4 protein-coding genes and 1 pseudogene are annotated in these 20,220 nt (G+C 59.6%); all 5 read left to right on the plus strand.

Translation table 11 applies throughout. The features are described from left to right. The 5 genes and pseudogenes from RA167_RS04045 (at window position 1) to RA167_RS04065 (ending at window position 20,136) form a co-directional block, all read left to right on the plus strand. A complete protein-coding gene (locus tag RA167_RS04045) occupies window positions 1-963 on the plus strand; it encodes an acetaldehyde dehydrogenase (acetylating) (protein ID WP_076787792.1) in 963 nt (320 codons plus the stop codon). Then, window positions 960-1,970 carry a 4-hydroxy-2-oxovalerate aldolase gene (gene dmpG / locus RA167_RS04050; protein WP_076786539.1) on the plus strand — a complete coding sequence of 337 codons (1,011 nt, stop codon included), beginning with the start codon at window positions 960-962 and terminating at the stop codon, window positions 1,968-1,970. Before RA167_RS04045 ends, dmpG begins: the two co-directional genes overlap by 4 nt. 3 nt (window positions 1,971-1,973) lie before the next feature. Beyond that, the gene (locus tag RA167_RS04055; RefSeq protein ID WP_175972434.1) at window positions 1,974-2,117 is read left to right on the plus strand and encodes a hypothetical protein; all 144 of its coding nucleotides are present in this window, start codon (window positions 1,974-1,976) and stop codon (window positions 2,115-2,117) included. 104 nt (window positions 2,118-2,221) lie between these two features. Then, window positions 2,222-3,149, plus strand: a pseudogene (locus tag RA167_RS04060) (transposase); the annotation flags it as partial. 370 nt (window positions 3,150-3,519) lie between these two features. Further along, window positions 3,520-20,136, plus strand: a complete 16,617-nt coding sequence (locus RA167_RS04065) for a non-ribosomal peptide synthase/polyketide synthase (RefSeq protein ID WP_083706043.1) — start codon at window positions 3,520-3,522, stop codon at window positions 20,134-20,136. The last annotated feature ends 84 nt before the right edge of the window (window positions 20,137-20,220 follow it).

The raw sequence follows: 20,220 nt of genomic DNA on the forward strand, positions 1-20,220 counted from the left end.
ATGACGCAAAAGGTGAAGGTCGCCATTATCGGCTCGGGCAATATCGGCACCGACCTGATGATCAAGGTGATGCGCAACGGCAAGCACCTGCAGATGGGTGTGATGGTGGGCGTCGATCCTCAGTCCGATGGATTGGCGCGGGCTGCGCGGCTCGGTGTAGCGACCACTGCGCAGGGCATCGATGGATTGCTCGAGCTGGACGTGTTTGACGACGTCGACATCGTGTTCGACGCGACGTCTGCCGCCGCGCATGCGTGGCACAATGAGATCCTGCAGGCCCATGGCGTGCAGGTGATCGACCTGACGCCAGCCGCGATTGGGCCGTTCGTGATTCCGGCGATTAACCTGCATGCTGAGACTGCGTCGAACATCAATATGGTCACGTGCGGCGGCCAGGCGACAATACCGATCGTGGCGGCAGTATCGCGCGTGGCCAAGGTTCACTATGCGGAAATCGTCGCGTCGATCGCCAGTCGGTCCGCGGGACCCGGCACGCGCGCGAACATTGACGAATTCACCGAGACCACGCGCTGCGCGATCGAGTCGTTGGGCGGCGCCACGCGCGGCAAGGCAATCATTGTCCTCAATCCGGCGGAGCCGCCGCTGATCATGCGGGATACGGTGTTTGTGCTGTCCGAGCACGTCGATACACGGCTGGTCGAGCAAAGCATCGAGCAAATGGTGCAAAGCGTACAGGCCTACGTGCCGGGATACCGGCTCAAACAGAAGGTCCAATTCGACGAGATCGTGCCGCAGCGTCCACTGAACGTGCCAGGCATCGGGCCCGCACACGGCCTGAAGACGTCCGTGTTTCTGGAGGTCGAAGGCGCGGCGCACTATCTGCCGTCGTATGCTGGCAATCTAGACATCATGACATCGGCCGCGCTTGCATGCGGCGACTTGATCGCGCGCCGCCGCCTCGACACGGGCATGGCGCGCGGCCATCGGGAGACTGCACAATGAGCCACACCGGCAAGAAACTGTATATCTCCGACGTGACGTTGCGCGACGGCAGTCACGCCATACGACACCAGTACAGCGTGGAGAACGTGCGCGTGATTGCAGCAGCGTTGGACCGCGCCGGCGTGGACAGCATTGAGGTCGCGCATGGCGACGGGCTGCAGGGCTCTAGCTTCAACTATGGATTCGGTGCGCACAGTGACGTTGAATGGATCGAGGCCGCCGTGCAAAGCGTGACGAGGGCTAAAATCGCCACGCTGCTGTTGCCCGGCATTGGCACGATCCACGACCTGCGCAATGCGTACGATGCCGGCGCCCGTGTCGTGCGCGTGGCGACGCACTGTACCGAGGCTGACGTCTCGCGACAACACTTGGAGTACGCCCGAGAACTGGGCATGGACCCGGTCGGTTTCCTGATGATGAGCCACATGACCACGCCGCAAAAGCTGGCCGAGCAAGCGCGGCTGATGGAAAGCTATGGCGCGCGCTGTATCTATGTGGTCGACTCCGGTGGTGCGCTCGGCATGAGCGACGTGCGTGATAGGTTCCGCGCGCTGAAGGAGGTGCTGCGCGCCGATACGCAGACCGGCATCCACGCGCACCATAACCTGAGCCTTGGTGTGGCCAATTCGCTGGTTGCGGTCGAAGAAGGATGTGACCGCATCGATGCGAGCCTAGCCGGAATGGGTGCCGGGGCGGGCAATGCGCCGCTCGAGGTATTCATCGCGGCTGCTGACAAGCAGGGCTGGAATCACGGTTGTGACCTGTATCAGCTGATGGACGCAGCCGATGACCTGGTGCGGCCGTTGCAAGACCGCCCGGTGCGCGTCGATCGCGAGACGCTTGCGCTGGGTTATGCTGGCGTGTATTCGAGTTTTCTGCGTCATGCTGAGGTGGCCGCGCAGAAGTACGGCCTGAAGACCGTTGACATCCTGGTCGAACTTGGCCGTCGCAAGATGGTGGGCGGCCAGGAAGACATGATCGTCGACGTCGCGCTCGATCTTCGCTAGGCCGTGCACCCGAATACCGACGGCCCGACGTTGCACAACGTCACGCCGAGCCAAGCCTGGGAATGGATGTTTAGTCATTTCGGATTTCAGTTTGACGCGCAAATTTCCGATGTGTTGCACGAGGCGCATGCGTTGTCGCGGCGCTGAACAGCTTAACACCTCAGCCTGCCTCACCCTTGCGAAAAAGCCAGTACTTGATGTGAACTGCACCTCAAAAGTTGGACGCCAATCCAACCTTTGGGGTGTTTTCCATGGCGAAGTACACGGAGCAGTTCAAGTTATCGATCATCGAGGAGTATGAATCTGGCCAAGCAGGGCTGCGCGACATGGCTCGTCGGCATGGCGTAGATGAAGCGACGATACGCAAGTGGGTACACGGGGTACCGGGTGCATGGCGCCGTCAGCGTCAAGCGCAAGTACGAGCGCTATAGCCGAGAGCTCAAGCTGCTTGTTCTGCAGCAAATCCGTAGCGAAGGCCTAGCAGATCGCGAAGCGGCTGCGCGGTTCGATATTCGCAACCGTGCCGTCAGCGGCCTGAGGAAACGTCAGTATGATGAGGGGGCGTAGATGCATTGTCGCAACGCCCGCCAGCACGCTCCAAAAGGTGCCAGAACAGCCGACCACAGCGCCCCCTTCGCCCGATGGCGACACACGCACTCGTTAGGCGCTACTCGAGGAGTTGAATGACTTGCGCATGGAGAACGCGTATCTAAAAAAGCTCGAAGCTTTGGCTCAAGCGCAGCAACAAGCAGCTCAACGCAAAAAGCGCAAATCGTGCTCGGGCTAAGGCAGCAGTACCCTCTGGAAGGCTTGCTGAAACTCGCCGGCTTGGTGCGCAGCACGTTTTATTACCAGCAAAAGGCGCTGAGCACCGCCGACAAGTATGCTGAGTTGAAGACCAAAATCCTTACACTGTTTGAGCAGCACAAGGGCCGCTATGGCTATCGGCTTATCACGCTCGCGCTGCGCAACCTTGAGCAAGTCATCAACCACAAGACCGTTCAGCGTCTGATGCAGCGTCAGTTCCATGCTCAGCGTCCAAACGAAAAGTGGGCGACCGACGTCACCGAATTCAATGTGGGCGGGCACAAGCTTGACCTTTCGCCGGTGCTGGACTTGTACAACGGCGAGATCGCCGCTGACGAGACCAGCCGCCGTGCGGCGTTTGAGATGGTGAGCACATCCTTCGAAATACCTAGACCGATCACGGTAGCTACGCAATTCATAAGGATTCCTTGCCTCATTGGTTTGACGCCGCTCGCTACCCGGCTAGACGGATTATGTCGCTGCGGTTCGGGTGGGTGGAGTCCATTGCATTAAGATAGCTGCAGTGCACAATTAATCGAATTAAGCAGCTAAAAGATGCAGCCCTGGTCGAAATTGCACCTGATAAGCAATTTTGCGCCAAGGTAAGCCGGGTAAAGGTTACATTACAGGCCGCTGACGTACAATATGCCCCCGAAACTTGACGGTACCTCAATACGTGGGGGAGGGGCGAACCACGTATCTTAAATCAAATAAATTTTTGACCTAAATTGGAGATAAATTGATGGCTGTTAGCGCGACACCTCTTGCGACGTATTCGCCTTCTTCTGAGCGAAAGGAAATCTGGCTCGCGCAGCAGCTTCATCCGGACATTCCAGCCGACAACATTGCCCAATACACAGTGATCAAAGGCGCGATTGATCCGGCTGTGTTTGAAGCCGCATTGTGCCAAGTCATCGGTGAGGTGGACAACCTGCGTTTGCAATTTGTCGATAGTAGCGAGGGGCTGCGGCAGGCAATTGGCTCACCCGCATGGTCGATGCCGGTGTTGGATTTTAATACAGAGGCTAATCCTTACACAAGCGCGCAAGCCTGGATGCGCGCCGATTATGAGCAGCCGGTGGATCTCGTGCAAGGCCCGCTCTTTTGCTATGCGTTACTGAAAGTCGCTTCTGAACAATGGATTTGGTATCAGCGTTACTGCCATATCATCATAGATGGCTATGGCGCTGTGCTCATCGCTCAACGCGTCGCGCAAGTGTACAGCGCAATGCGCGTAGGCAAGAAGCCTGAGCCGTGTGCGTTTGGCTCGGTTCTGCAGCCGTTGGACAGCGATGCGCAGCAGGCGGCCGCTCAGCGAGAACGAGACGAAGCGTATTGGCTCAAGCAATGCGCCGATTGGACCGAGCCCACGATGCTGGTGAGTCGTGCCGCACCACTCTCGCAGCACCGGCTGCGCCAGACAGCTTACCTGCCGACTCAGGCGCTGGGGGACTTTATGTCGGATACAGGTCGGTTAGCCCAAATTCTTACAGTTGCGCTGGCCGTGTATTTGCATCGGATGACCGGCGTGCAGGACGTGGTGCTGGGCTTGCCAGTGACGGCTCGCTTGGGCGGGGATCGGTACATCCCCGGCACGCTGGCGCATGATATTCCGCTGCAGTTCACAATCCAGTCGGGAATGAACTTGTCGTCATTGCTGCAGCAAGCCGCGCAGCAGATCCAGCGCGGCTTCCGATATCAACGCTACCCGAGCGAGGCGCTACGGTGCCGATTGGGGCTGCCTCCAGGACAAGCGCTATTCGGTGCCACGGTTAACGTGATGCCGTTCGACTATGATCTATCGTTCGATGGTTACCCGTCGACGAACCATAATCTGCTCAATGGTCCGGTTGACGATCTGGTGCTCGATGTCTATTGGGCCCCGGACAGTAGTCAATTACGGATCGACTTTAACGCGAATCCCGCATGCTATACGATGAAAGAGCTCGACGCGCATCAGCGTCGGTTCGTTCGGTTCGTGCACGCGCTGGCTGCGAATGCAACGCAACCGATTGGCCGGATCGATCTGCTCGATGCTGAAGAGCGGCATCGGCTGCTGATGGAGTGGAACGCGACACAACAGGATTATCCATCGCACCGGTGTATTCACCAATTGTTCGAAGCGCAGGTCGAGCGCACGCCGGATGCAACGGCATTGGTCTATGAGAACCAGACGCTGAGCTACGCGCAATTAAACGATAAGGCAAACCAACTGGCGCATTACCTCCGTACCTTAGATGTGGGTCCGGAAGTCGTGGTGGGGCTGTGCGCCGAGCGCTCGCTTGAGGCAATCATTGGCCTATTAGGCATTCTGAAGGCTGGCGGCGCGTATTTGCCGCTGGATCCCAGCCATCCGGCCGAGCGCTTAGCATCTATGTTGCGCCAGGCGAGCGTCGCGGTGTTGGTGACGCAATCCCACCTTGAAGCGAGGCTGCCTGAAATCCAGGCATGCCGTATTGATTTGGATACGGACTGGGCCAAGATTGCCGCGTGTCCCAAGACACGACTGGACAGTGGAGTCACCGCCGAGCATCTTGCTTACATTATTTATACCTCGGGTTCGACAGGGCAGCCTAAAGGCGTGATGCATTCGCATCGTGGCGTTGTCAATTATTTAAGTTTTCTGACTCGCCATTACGCCATCACGTGTGCGGATACTATTTTAAATATTACGGGTCTTGCCTTTGACCCCTGTGTGCGCGACTTGTTTGGTCCGTTGGCAGCAGGCGCGCGCGTGATCATCGTGCCCAATGAGCAGGCGAAAGAGCCAGGCCGCTATCTATCAGCGATTCGCGAAAGGTCGGTGACGAAACTGCTGAGTATCACACCGAGCTTTTTGCGTGGTCTTTGTGAAACCGTACCGGCGGGTCCCATCACATCGTCGTTGAATACTATCTTGACCTCTGGTGAGCCGCTGGAGGCAAGTGTATGTGAACAGGTACACAAGGCGTTTGGCCGTCAAGTAACGGTGGTCAATCAATACGGTCCCAGCGAATGCACGATGGCGTCAACGTGGTTCAAGGCCGACGCCCAGCAGGAAGGAAGGGTGCCGATCGGTCGGCCGGTGCCCAATGTGCGAGTCTATGTGCTGGGGCAGCATTTGGAGCTTATGCCGATAGGTGTGACGGGCGAGTTGTATATTGCGGGCGCAGGGGTGGCGCGTGGCTATATCCACCAACCTGAGTTGAGCGCCGAACGCTTTATACCGAGCCCATTGGAACCCGGCGAACGGCTATACCGGACAGGTGACTTGGCGAGATGGCGCTCGGATGGACAGTTGGAATATATCGGCCGCGTGGATCAGCAGATCAAGATTCGGGGCTTTCGCATCGAACCTGGGGAAATCGAAGCGGCATTGGCCAAGCATCCGAGCATCGCGCAGTCAGTGGTGGTGTCGCGCGAGGATTGTCCGGGTGACAGACGTTTGGTGGCTTATTGGGTCGCGGCTGACGGTGGGGTGATGACACCGGTTGAGCTCAAAGCCTATCTTAGCCAAACGCTGCCGGATTACATGGTGCCGGCCGCGTTCGTGCAGCTTGACACGCTGCCTTTGACGCTGAGCGGCAAGCTGAACCAGCGTGCGCTGCCGGCGCCAGATGGCGCGGCTTTTGCGTTGCAAGTATATGAAGCGCCACAGGGCGAGCTCGAGACCACGCTAGCGGCGATCTGGAGCGAGTTGCTGGGTGTCAAACGAGTCGGTCGGCACGATAATTTCTTCGCGCTCGGTGGGCATTCATTGCTCGCAATACGGTTAATCGAGCGCTTGCGGCGTGTTGATTTGGAGTTATCGGTGCGCACGTTGTTCGATACACCGGTGCTCAGCGTTCTGGCCCAGTCGTTAGGTCAGCATCGCGACGTGGCGGTGTCAGCGAATCGCATCACGCGTGAGACGACGGCGCTCACACCAGACTTGCTGCCGCTGATCGAGCTGACGCAGGCCGAGATTGACCGGATCGTTCAACAGGTGCCCGATGGTGTCGCGAACATCCAGGATATCTATGCGTTGTCACCATTGCAAGACGGCATCCTGTTTCACCATCTGTTGGCCACTGACGAGGATCCGTACCTGGCGATTGCGCAGCTGGCCTTTGACACGCGCGAGCGGCTTGATCAGTATCTGGCTGCCGTTCAGCAGGTCATCAACCGGCACGACATTCTGCGCACTGCGTTTGTGTGGGAAGGGCTGTCCACGCCCGTGCAAGTGGTGTGGCGGCAGGCGCCGCTGTCGGTGACCAAACTTGCGCTGGAGGCGAAGGAGGGGCCGATTGCCGAGCAGTTGGCGCGACGCTTCGATCCGCGTCATACGCAGCTGGACCTGACGCAAGCGCCGCTGCTGCGTTTTGCGATTGCACAAGATACCGATGGCCGGTGGTTAGCGGTCCAGCTGCTGCATCACTTAATTGGCGATCACTCGACGCTGGAGGTGATGCACGCGGAGGTGCGTGCGTTTATCGAAGGTGAAGGCGAAACGCTGCCAGCAGCACAACCGTTCCGTAACCTGGTGGCGCAGGCGCGCCTGGGTGTCAGTCAAACTGGGCATGAGCGTTTTTTCACCGAGCAACTTGCGGATATTGAGGAGCCGACGCTGCCATTTGGGCTCACGGACGTACATCGAGACGGCGTACAGGTTGCCGAAGCACACTGGATGCTGCCCCAAGCACTGAACGATCGGCTGCGCGCGCACGCCAAGCGGTTAAGCGTAAGTTTGGCCAGCCTGTGCCATCTGGCGTGGGCGCAGGTGCTTGCACGCGCCAGTGGCCAACAGCGCGTGGTGTTCGGCACGGTGCTATTCGGGCGGATGCAAGCGGGGGAAGGCGCCGACAGCGCGATGGGCTTGTTTATCAATACGCTGCCGCTGCGGGTAGACCTGGATAGCAGTGTGGAGGCAGCGGTGCGTGCGACGCATGCGCGGCTGGCGGCGCTGCTCGAGCATGAGCATGCGTCATTGGCGCTGGCACAGCGCTGTAGCGGGGTGCCGGCGGGCACGCCCCTGTTCAGTGCGCTGCTCAATTATCGGCACAATGCGGTTAGCATCGGTGAGAGCGGCAGGCTGCCGGGCGTTGAACTCTTGAGCGCGCAGGAGCGCACCAATTACCCATTGACACTGTCGGTCGAAGATTTCGGTCAAGCGCTGGGACTGACGGCGCAGGTGGTGACGTCGCTGGACCCGGATCAGGTGTGCGGGTATATGCAGCAGGTGCTAGAGAGCCTGGCTGAGGCACTGGAGACGACACCCGAGTGGCCGGTCGAGCAGTTAGAGGTGCTACCTAAAGAGGAGCGCACCTTACTGTTTGAGACGTGGAACGCGACGCAGCAGGACTATCCGGCGCATCAATGCATTCACCAATTGTTCGAAGCGCAGGTCGAGCGCACGCCCCAGGCGCCGGCGTTGGTGGTTGAAGAGCGGACGCTGAGCTACGCGCAGCTCAATGCACAGGCGAATCGCTTGGCGCATCAGTTGATCGAGTTGGGTGTTAAGCCCGATGCGCGCGTGGCGATCTGTGTCGAGCGCAGCCCGGCGATGGTGGTGGGGCTGTTGGCGATTCTGAAGGCGGGTGGGGCGTATGTGCCGCTCGACCCAAGCTATCCGGGTGAGCGGCTCGCGCATATTCTCGCGGATGCGGCGCCGGACATTGTGTTGGCCGATGCGGTGGGTCGGGCCGCTCTCGGTGAGGCGACGCTCGCGTCACGCACGGTGCTCGATCCGAATGTATTGCCGGCGCGGGCGGACACCAATCCATCGGTGCTAGCACTGACGTCCCGCCATCTCGCGTATGTGATCTATACGTCCGGTTCCACGGGTATGCCCAAGGGCGTGATGGTCGAGCATCGCTCCATTGCCCGACTGGTCATCAACAATGGTTATCTCGATGTCGGGGCCGATGATCGTGTGGCGCTTGCAGCCAACCCAGCATTTGACGCGAGTACTTTTGAAGTCTGGGCTCCGCTACTCAACGGTGCCACGGCTGTCGTTATCAATCGCGATACGGTGCTCAATCCCGCTGCTTTTGCTCAAACCTTGCAGAAACAGCGCATTAGCATTTTGTGGCTCACCGTTGGACTGTTTAATCAGTTGTTTATAGAGCTAGGGTCGATTTTCCCTCAACTCAAGGCATTGATTGTGGGAGGAGATACACTGGATGCCAGCGTGGTGGCGCAAGTGCTAAAGGGTACGCCACCGCGGCAACTGATTAACGGGTATGGCCCGACCGAAAGTACGACGTTTGCAACGACGTATAGAATTAACGCTATTCGGGAAGACATCGTCAGTATCCCAATTGGCCGACCGATTGCGAACACGCGCATTTACCTGCTCGACCGCTACGGTCAGCCGTTGCCACTGGGCGCAGTGGGTGAGCTGTATATTGGCGGCGCGGGGGTCGCGCGTGGCTATCTGAATCGTCCCGAGCTGACGGCCGAGCGCTTTGTGTGCGACCCGTTCTCGGCCGAGCCCAATGCACGGATGTACAAGACCGGGGATTTGGCGCGGTATTTGCCCGATGGTAACTTGGAATTCCTCGGTCGCAACGATCATCAAGTCAAGATCCGCGGCTTTCGCATTGAGCCCGGTGAGATCGAGGCATGCTTGGCTCAGCATACGCAGGTGCGTGAGGCGGCGGTGCTGGCCATGGGCGAAGGCCAGGATAAACGGCTGGTCGCGTATGTGGTGGCCAATCCCGATGACGCGTTAGCAGGTATCTTGCGCACGCATGTGGCGGCAGCGTTGCCTGATTACATGGTGCCCAGTGCGTTCGTTCAGCTTGACGCATTCCCTCTGACACCGAACGGCAAGCTGGATCGGCGGGCATTGCCGGCGCCCGATGCACAAGCGTTCGCGCATCAAGCGTACGAGGCGCCGCAGGGTGAATTGGAGACCACGTTAGCAGCAATCTGGTCCGAGCTGTTGGGCGTGGAGAGAATCAGCCGACACGACAGCTTCTTCGCGTTGGGTGGCCATTCGCTGCTGGCAGTGCGCTTGATGAACCGGGTGGCCATGCTGGGCATCGTATTGCCGCTGGCCACGTTGTTTGCTGCGCCGACGCTGGCCGGGTTAGCCGCGGCATTGAATGCGCACCGCACGGACCGCGCCGTGCTGCCCGTGATCACGCCGGTGTCGCGTGACGGTGCGTTGCCGTCGTCGTTCGCACAGCAGAGGCTGTGGTTCCTTGCACACCTCAACGGCGCGAGCGACTCGTATCATATCTCGCTGGCACTGCGGCTGCGCGGCACGCTTAACATCACCGCGTGGCAGCTGGCACTGGATGCGCTGTGGGCGCGTCACGAAGCGCTGCGCTCGGTGTTCATCAGCGTCGAGGGTCAGCCGCAGGTACAGCTGTTGCCCGCTGAGGCAGGGATGCCGATGACCTGGCATGACCTGCGCGGCGTGGCTGACGCGGCGGCTCAGCTCGCCCAACTCAGCGCCGAGGCCGCCCAAGCGCCGTTCGACCTGGCCTGTGGCCCGTTGATGCGCGCGTGCGGCATTCAAGTGGCCGATGACGAGTACGTGATGCTGCTCGTGCAGCACCATATCGTGTCGGATGGCTGGTCAATCGGCGTGCTGGTGCGCGAATTGAATACGTTGTATCGCGCGGCCTGTGGTGAGTCGGCCGATCCATTGCCGGCGCTGACGATCCAATATCCGGATTATGCGGCGTGGCAGCGTCAGTGGCTCTCGGGCGAGCGGCTGCAAGCGCAAAGCGAATACTGGCGCACGGCGCTGGCTGATGCACCGGTGCTGCTGACGTTGCCGACTGACCGGCCGCGTCCGGCGCAGCAATCGTTCGAAGGGGCCTACGTGCCGATTCAGATCGATGCGCAAACCACGCAAGCGCTCAAGCGTTGGAGCCAAGCGCAAGGCGCGACGCTATTCATGACGGTGCTGGCCGCGTGGAGCGCGGTGCTCGCGCGGCTGTCGGGGCAAGAGGATCTGATCATTGGCACGGCCAGCGCCAATCGTCACCATCCTCAGATTGAGCCATTGATTGGCTTTTTTGTGAACACGCTGGCGTTGCGTGTGGATGTGTTCGGCGAGCCGAGCGCGGCGCAGCTGCTCGAGCGGGTGCGGCGCACGACGCTGGAAGCGCAAGCGCATCAGGATGTGCCGTTCGAGCAAGTGGTGGAGATTGTGCAGCCGCCGCGTCGGCTCGAGCATACGCCGCTGTTTCAGGTGATGTTTGCGTGGCAGAGCAACGAGCGTGCCGTGTGGGATTTGCCGGAGGTAGAGGTCACGCCAGCGGACTTGGCTTATGACGTAGCCAAGTTCGATTTAGACCTGCACCTATATGAAGCAGGTGGGGAGATTGTCGGCGGGCTGAATTATGCGACGGCGCTGTTCGATCGCGCGACGATTGAGCGGCACGTCGGGTATTTGCAGACGATGTTGCAAGCGATGGCTGCTGACGCATCGCCTCCTGTCACGCGCGTCGAATTGCTGTCGCCGGCCGAGCGCACGTTGTTGCTGCAGACGTGGAACGCGACGCAGCAGGACTACCCGGCGCACCAATGCATTCACCAGCTGTTTGAAGCGCAAGTGGAGCGCACGCCCGAGTCGGCAGCACTGGTCTATGAGGGCCAGACGCTCAGCTACGCTCAGTTGAATGCCCGGGCGAATCGCCTCGCGCATCAGTTAATCGCATTAGGTGTGAAGCCCGATGCGCGGGTGGCGATCTGTGTGCAGCGCAGCCCGGCGATGGTGGTGGGGCTGTTGGCGATTCTGAAGGCGGGTGGGGCGTATGTACCACTCGATCCAGCGTATCCAGGCGCGCGGCTCGCGCATATTCTCGCGGATGCGGCGCCGGACATTGTGTTGGCCGATGCAGTGGGCCAGGCGGCGCTGGGTGAGGTGGCCTTGGCCCATCTTACGGTGCTGGACCCGAACACGCTGCTGGCGCAGCGGGAGACGAATCCGTCGGTGCCGTCACTGACGTCCCGACATCTAGCGTATGTGATCTATACGTCGGGCTCGACCGGCACGCCCAAAGGGGTGATGGTCGAGCACGCGCAGGTGGTGCGGCTATTCGATGCGACACAATCCTGGTATCACTTTGACGAGAACGATACTTGGTGTCTGTTTCACTCCTTTGCGTTTGACTTTTCCGTGTGGGAGCTCTGGGGAGCATTGCGCTATGGTGGCAAGCTCGTCATAGTTCCCTATCCTATTGCCCGTTCACCGCAAGACTTCCACCGATTAGTCTGTGAACAGGGCGTCACGGTATTGAATCAAACCCCAAGTGCGTTCAAGACATTTATTGCCAGTCAAGCGCAAAGTACATTAAGGGACCAACTGCGCTATGTGATTTTTGGTGGAGAAGCGCTGGAGCCATCCATTTTGCAAGCGTGGTATGCCGCACGCGCAGGGCAGGGTCCGCAGTTGGTGAACATGTATGGGATTACTGAAACGACCGTGCATGTAACTTATCGACCGCTCTGGCCTGAGGATAGTACTCAAATGGGCAGTCCGATTGGCGTGCGGATCCCTGATTTAAAAATTTATTTGCTAGACGCATATAAGCAGCCGGTGCCGCTGGGCGCGGTGGGAGAGCTGTATATCGGTGGCGCCGGGGTGGCACGCGGTTATCTAAACCGCCCGGAGTTGACGGCCGAGCGTTTTGTGCGCGATCCGTTCGCCTCTGAGCCCGATGCGCGGATGTACAAGACGGGGGACCTGGCGCGGTATTTACCGGACGGTAACTTGGAATTCCTGGGCCGCAACGATCATCAAGTCAAGATCCGGGGCTTTCGCATTGAGCTCGGTGAGATCGAGGCGTGCGTGGCTCAGCATACGCAGGTGCGCGACGCGGTGGTATTGGCAACAGGCGAAGGCCAAGATAAACGGCTCGTCGCGTATGTGGTGGCCGATCCCGATGACGCGTTAGCGGGCACGTTGCGCACGCATGTGGCGGCCGCGTTGCCCGAGTACATGGTGCCCAGTGCATTCGTGCGACTCGATGCATTGCCGCTGACACCGAACGGCAAGCTGGACCGGCGAGCATTGCCAGCACCCAGCGCTGACGCGTTTGCGCATCAAGCGTATGAAGCACCACAAGGCGAGCTCGAGACCACGCTGGCTCAGATTTGGACCGAATTGCTCGGTGTGGAGCCGGTCGGTCGGCACGACAATTTCTTTGCGTTGGGTGGTCATTCGCTGCTCGCGGTGCGTTTGATGAATCGGGTGGCTGCACTGGGCATCGCATTGCCGCTGGCGACGTTGTTTGCTGCGCCCACATTGGCCGGCTTGGCTGCGGTACTCGAGGCGCAACGCGCGTCAGACGGTGCGGCGCTACCCGCGATCACGCCGGTCTCGCGTGACGGTGCACTGCCGCTGTCGTTCGCGCAGCAACGGCTGTGGTTCTTTGCGCAGCTCGATGGTGCGAGCGATACGTATCATATGCCGATGGCATTGCGCCTGCGCGGTACCTTGAACCGGGTGGCGTGGCAACAAGCACTGGATGCGCTGTTTGCGCGTCACGAAGCGCTGCGCTCGGTGTTCGTCAGCGTTGACGGTCAGCCACAGGTGCAGCTGTTGCCCGCCGAGGCGGGGATGCCGATGACCTGGCATGACCTGCGCGGCGTGGCTGACGCGGCTACTCAGCTCGCCCAACTTAGCGCCGAGGCGGCCCAAGCGCCGTTCGACCTGGCCTGTGGCCCGTTGATGCGCGCGTGCGGCATTCAAGTGGCCGAGGACGAGTACATGATGCTACTCGTGCAGCACCATATCGTGTCGGATGGCTGGTCGGTCGGCGTGCTGGTGCGCGAACTGAATACGTTGTATCGCGCAGCCTGCGGGGAGCCGGCCGATCCGCTGCCGGCGCTGACGATCCAATATCCGGATTATGCGGCGTGGCAGCGTCAGTGGCTCTCGGGTGAGCGGCTCAAGGCGCAAAGTGAGTACTGGCGCACGCAGCTGGCCGATGCCCCGGTGCTGCTGACGTTGCCGATTGACCGACCGCGTCCGGCGCAGCAATCGTTTGCCGGTGCCTACGTGCCGATTCGGATCGATGCGTCCATCACGCAAGCGCTCAAGCGTTGGAGCCAAGCGCAAGGCGCGACGCTATTCATGACGGTGCTGGCCGCGTGGAGCGCGGTGCTCGCGCGGTTGTCGGGGCAAGACGATCTGGTCATTGGCACGGCCAGTGCCAATCGTCACCATCCTCAGATTGAGCCGTTGATTGGCTTTTTTGTGAATACGTTGGCGTTGCGCCTGGATGTGTCGGGCGAACCGAGCGCCACACAGCTGCTTGAGCGGGTGCGGCGCACGACGCTGGAGGCGCAAGCGCATCAGGATGTGCCGTTCGAGCAAGTGGTGGAGATTGTGCAGCCACCGAGGCGGCTCGAGCATACGCCGCTGTTTCAAGTGATGTTCGTGTGGCAGAACAACGAGCGTGCCGTGTGGGATCTGCCGGAGGTAGAGGTCACGCCAGCGGATTGGGCTTACGATGTGGCCAAATTCGATCTGAATCTGCACTTGTCTGAAGCCGGTGCAGAGATGATCGGCGTTCTGCACTATGCGACGGCGCTGTTCGATCGCGCGACGATCGAGCGACACGTCGGCTACTTGAAAACGATGTTGCAGGCGATGGCCGCTGACGCTCAACGGCCTGTGACGCGCGTCGAATTGCTGTCGCCGGCCGAGCGCACGTTGTTGCTGCAGACGTGGAACGCGACGCAACAGGATTATCCATCGCATTGGTGTATTCACCAATTGTTTGAAGCGCAGGTGGAGCGCACGCCGGATGCAACGGCATTGGTCTATGAGGATCAGACGCTGAGCTATGCGCAATTAAACGATAAGGCAAACCAACTGGCGCATTACCTCCGTACCTTAGATGTGGGTCCGGAAGTCGTGGTGGGGCTGTGCGCCGAGCGCTCGCTGGAGGCAATCATTGGCCTATTAGGCATTCTGAAGGCGGGCGGCGCTTATTTGCCGCTGGATCCCAGCCATCCGGCCGAGCGCTTAGCGTCTATGTTGCGCCAGGCGGGCGTCGCGGTGTTGGTGACGCAATCTCACCTTGAAGCGAGGCTGCCTGAAATCCAGGCACGACGTATTGATTTGGATACGGATGGGGCCAAGATTGCCGCGTGTCCCAAGACACAACTGGACAGTGGAGTCACCGCCGAGCATCTTGCTTACATTATTTATACCTCAGGTTCGACAGGGCAGCCTAAAGGCGTGATGCATTCGCATCGTGGCGTTGTCAATTATTTAAGTTTTCTGACTCGCCATTACGCCATCACGGGTGCGGATACTATTTTAAATATTACGGGTCTTGCCTTTGACCCCTGTGTGCGCGACTTGTTTGGTCCGTTGGCAGCAGGCGCGCGCGTGATCATCGTGCCCAATGAGCAGGCGAAAGAGCCAGGCCGCTATCTATCAGCGATTCGCGAAAGGTCGGTGACGAAACTGCTGAGTATCACACCAAGCTTTTTGCGTGGTCTTTGTGAAACCGTACCGGTGGGCCCCATCACATCGTCGTTGAATACTATCTTGACCTCTGGTGAGCCGCTGGAGGCAAGTGTATGTGAACAGGTACACAAGGCGTTTGGCCGCCAAGTAACGGTGGTCAATCAATACGGGCCAAGCGAATGCACGATGGCGTCAACGTGGTTCAAGGCCGACGTCCAACAGGAAGGAAGGGTGCCGATCGGTCAACCGGTGCCCAATGTGCGAGTCTATGTGCTGGGGCAGCATTTGGAGCCCTTGCCGATAGGTGTGACGGGCGAGTTGTATATTGCGGGCGCAGGGGTGGCGCGTGGCTATATCAATCAACCCGAACTGAGTGCCGAACGCTTTATACCGAGCCCATTGGAACCCGGCGAACGGCTATACCGAACAGGTGACTTGGCAAGATGGCGCTTGGATGGACAGTTGGAATATATCGGCCGCGTGGATCAGCAGATCAAGATTCGGGGCTTTCGCATCGAACCTGGGGAAATCGAAGCGGCATTGGTCAAGCATCCGAGCATCGCGCAGTCAGTGGTGGTGTCACGCGAGGATTATCCGGGTGACAGACGTTTGGTGGCCTATTGGGTCGCGGCTGACGGTGAGGTGATGACACCGGTCGAACTCAAAGCCTATCTTAGCCAAACGCTGCCGGATTACATGGTGCCGGTCGCGTTCGTGCAGCTTGACACGCTGCCTTTGACGCTGAGTGGCAAGCTAAACCAGCGTGCGCTGCCGGCGCCGGATGGCGCGGCTTTTGCGCTGCAAGTGTATGAAGCGCCACAGGGCGAGCTCGAGACCACGCTAGCGGCGATCTGGAGCGAGTTGCTGGGTGTCAAACGAGTCGGTCGGCACGACAATTTCTTCGCACTGGGGGGTCATTCGCTGCTCGCGGTGCGCTTGATGAATCGGGTGGCTGCGTTGGGCATCACATTGCCGCTGACGACCCTGTTTGCTGCCCCGACGCTGGCCGGCCTGGCCGCTGCGCTGAACATGCAGCGTACGTCAGACGGTGCGGCGCCACCGACGATCACACCGGTCTCGCGTGACGGTGCACTGCCGCTGTCGTTCGCACAGCAACGGCTGTGGTTCCTCGCGCAGCTCGATAGTGCGAGCGATACGTATCATATGCCGATGGCATTGCGCCTGCGCGGGACATTGAATCCTATCGCGTGGCAACAAGCACTGGATGCGCTATGGGCACGTCACGAAGCGCTGCGCTCGGTGTTCGTCAGCGTTGACGGTCAGCCGCAGGTGCAGCTGTTGCCCGCCGAGGCAGGGATGCCGATGACCTGGCATGACCTGCGCGGCGTGTCTGACGCGGTTACTCAGCTCGCCCAACTCAGCGCCGAGGCCGCCCAAGCGCCGTTCGACCTGGCCTGTGGCCCGCTGATGCGCGCGTGCGGCATTCAAGTGGCCGAGGACGAGTACGTGATGCTGCTCGTGCAGCACCATATCGTGTCGGATGGCTGGTCCATGGGGGTGCTGGTGCGCGAATTGAATACGTTGTATCGCGCGGCCTGCGGTGAGCCGGCCGATCCGCTGCCGTCGCTGACGATCCAATATCCGGATTATGCGGCGTGGCAGCGTCAGTGGCTCTCGGGTGAGCGGCTCAAGGCGCAAAGTGAGTACTGGCGCACGCAGCTGGCCGGTGCCCCGGTGCTGCTGGCGCTGCCGACTGACCGGCCGCGTCCGGCGCAGCAATCGTTCGAAGGGGCCTACGTGCCGATTCAGATCGATGCGCAAACCACGCAAGCGCTCAAGCGTTGGAGCCAAGCGCAAGGCGCGACGCTATTCATGACGGTGCTGGCCGCGTGGAGCGCGGTGCTCGCGCGGCTGTCGGGGCAGGAGGATCTGGTCATTGGCACGCCGAGCGCTAGTCGTCACCATCCTCAGATTGAGCCATTGATTGGCTTCTTTGTGAACACGCTGGCGTTGCGTGTGGATGTGTCCGGCGAGCCGAGCGCGGTGCAGCTGCTCGAGCGGGTGCGGCGCACGACGCTGGAGGCGCAAGCGCATCAGGATGTGCCGTTTGAGCAGGTGGTGGAGATCGTGCAGCCGCCGAGGCGGCTGGAGCATACGCCGCTGTTCCAGGTGATGTTCGCGTGGCAGAACAACGAGCGTGCCGTGTGGGATCTGCCGGCGTTAGAAGTCACGCCAGCGGACTTGGCTTATGACGTAGCCAAGTTCGATTTAGACCTGCACCTATATGAAGCAGGTGGGGAGATTGTCGGCGGGCTGAATTATGCGACGGCGCTGTTCGATCGTGCGACGATTGAGCGGCATGTCGGGTATTTGCAGACGATGTTGCAGGCGATGGCCGCTGACGCATCGCCTCCTGTCACGCGCGTCGAATTGCTGTCGCCGGCCGAGCGCACGTTGTTGCTGCAGACGTGGAACGCGACGCAGCAGGACTACCCGGCGCACCAATGCATTCACCAGCTGTTTGAAGCGCAAGTGGAGCGCACGCCCGAGTCGGCAGCACTGGTCTATGAGGGCCAGACGCTCAGCTACGCTCAGTTGAATGCCCGGGCGAATCGCCTCGCGCATCAGTTAATCGCATTAGGTGTGAAGCCCGATGCGCGGGTGGCGATCTGTGTGCAGCGCAGCCCGGCGATGGTGGTGGGGCTGCTGGCGATTCTGAAGGCGGGTGGGGCGTATGTACCACTCGATCCAGCGTATCCAGGCGCGCGGCTCGCGCATATTCTCGCGGATGCGGCGCCGGACATTGTGTTGGCCGATGCAGTGGGCCAGGCGGCGCTGGGTGAGGTGGCCTTGGCCCATCTTACGGTGCTGGACCCGAACACGCTGCTGGCGCAGCGGGAGACGAATCCGTCGGTGCCGTCACTGACGTCCCGACATCTAGCGTACGTGATCTATACATCCGGTTCCACCGGCATACCAAAAGGCGTTTTGGTTCAGCACAGTAGTGTAGTCAACCATGGAATAGTAATGGCGCAGCGACTTGGACTGAGTTCGCGAGATCGCCTTTTGCAATTTTCTTCGTTCTCTTTTGACGCCTCAGTCGAAGAAATTTTTTGCACTTTATGCTATGGCGCAACGTTAGTTTTGAGAACGGATGCTTGGCTGGCAGACGCCAAGCAATTTTGGGATCTTTGCGAAGCAAACCGCATAAGCTTGGTAGATTTACCCACTCAGTTCTGGGCACAATTAATTCAGGAAAAAGCTGCTGTTGCAAGCAGCGTACGTGCGATTCTCATTGGCGGAGACACATTAAGCGCATCGACACAACGTGCATGGTTAGCTGGAGGCCATCGGGCGCGCTTATTGAATACTTATGGTCCGACTGAAACGACGGTTATCGTTACGATATATGAAGTAGTAGATGATAGTGATCACGGGTGTTGCATCGGTCGTCCGATCGCAAACACCCGGATTTACCTGCTCGATAGCTACGGTCAGCCGGTACCGCTGGGCGCGGTGGGTGAGCTGTATATCGGTGGTGTGGGGGTGGCGCGCGGCTACCTGAATCGCCCGGAGCTGACCGCTGAACGCTTCGTGCACGACTCATTCGTGGGCGAGGCCGATGCGCGGATGTACAAGACGGGGGATTTGGCGCGCTACTTGCCCGATGGGAACTTAGAGTTTCTGGGCCGCAACGATCATCAAGTCAAGATTCGCGGCTTTCGGATTGAATTGGGCGAGATCGAGGCGTGCCTGAACCAGCATGCGCAGGTGCGCGAGGCGGTGGTGCTAGCCATGGGCGAAGGCCAAGATAAACGGCTCGTCGCGTATGTGGTGGCCGATCCCGATGACGCGTTAGCGGGTATCTTGCGCACACATGTGGCGGCAGCGTTGCCTGATTACATGGTGCCCAGTGCGTTCGTGCAGCTTGACGCATTCCCCTTGACGCCGAACGGCAAGCTGGACCGGCGTGCGCTGCCGGCGCCCAGCGCCGAGGCGTTCGCGCATCAAGCGTATGAGGCACCGCAGGGTGAGTTCGAGACCACGTTGGCCGAGATCTGGTCCGAGCTGCTGGGTGTGGAGAGGATCAGCCGACACGATAACTTCTTTGCGCTCGGTGGCCATTCGCTGCTCGCGGTGCAGATGATCAGTCGGAGCCGCACCGCTTTGGGTATCTCCATTCCGATGCCCATCCTGTTTGAAGCACCGATCCTTGCCGCGCTAGCGCAACGTGTATCGTCACAAGACAACGTGCAGGACGAGTCCTTTGCTGTGCTACTGCCGATTCAACCTCATGGCGCTCGACCTGCGCTTTTCTGTGTCCATCCTGTGACTGGGCTAAGTTGGCACTATCGAGGCCTGGTGAGCCATTTAGAGGCAGATCAACCGGTCTATGGTCTACAAGCTCGTGGACTCGACGGTGGCTCGTTGCCCGCCGTCACGATCGAAGCGATGGCGGTAGACTATATTCAGCAGATCCGCCGTATTCAACCACGCGGGCCTTACTATCTGCTAGGTTGGTCATTTGGCGGAAAAGTGGTCCATAGCATGGCAACGCAGCTTGAACAACAGGGTGAGCGGGTCGCGTTGCTAGCGGTGCTCGATGCGACGCCGGATTATGTGCAACGGGATAACAAGTCAAAGGTCACCGAAGACGATTTTTATCATCTGTTTGTACGTCACGCTGCAGGCAGTCTGTCGGAAACCGGCCATTATTTGTGGGAGAAAACCCGTGCAGTGCTTCAAAATAATGTGCAGCTTGTTCACCGTTTTTCGCCACGTGTTTACAGTGGCGATATGTTGTTTTTCAGGGCGACAATGGCACGAGATGCATGGACTCAACCCATCTCACCAAAGGTATGGCAGCCTTATGTAATGGGTAATATTGAGGTTCACGACATCACCTGCCAACATTACGACATGGAGTTGCCCGCGCCTACTGCACAGATTGGTCGCATTTTGCGCCAGAAGCTGAATGCGCTACAAGCGGCATGATCAACACTGCCGCCTTGGACTTGCCGGCCGAGTCAGTGTGTGAATTGGGCTGAGATCGGCTACTGCCAGTATGGGCCTTTGTCT

The organism is Mycetohabitans endofungorum (assembly GCF_037477895.1).
GTDB lineage: Bacteria > Pseudomonadota > Gammaproteobacteria > Burkholderiales > Burkholderiaceae > Mycetohabitans.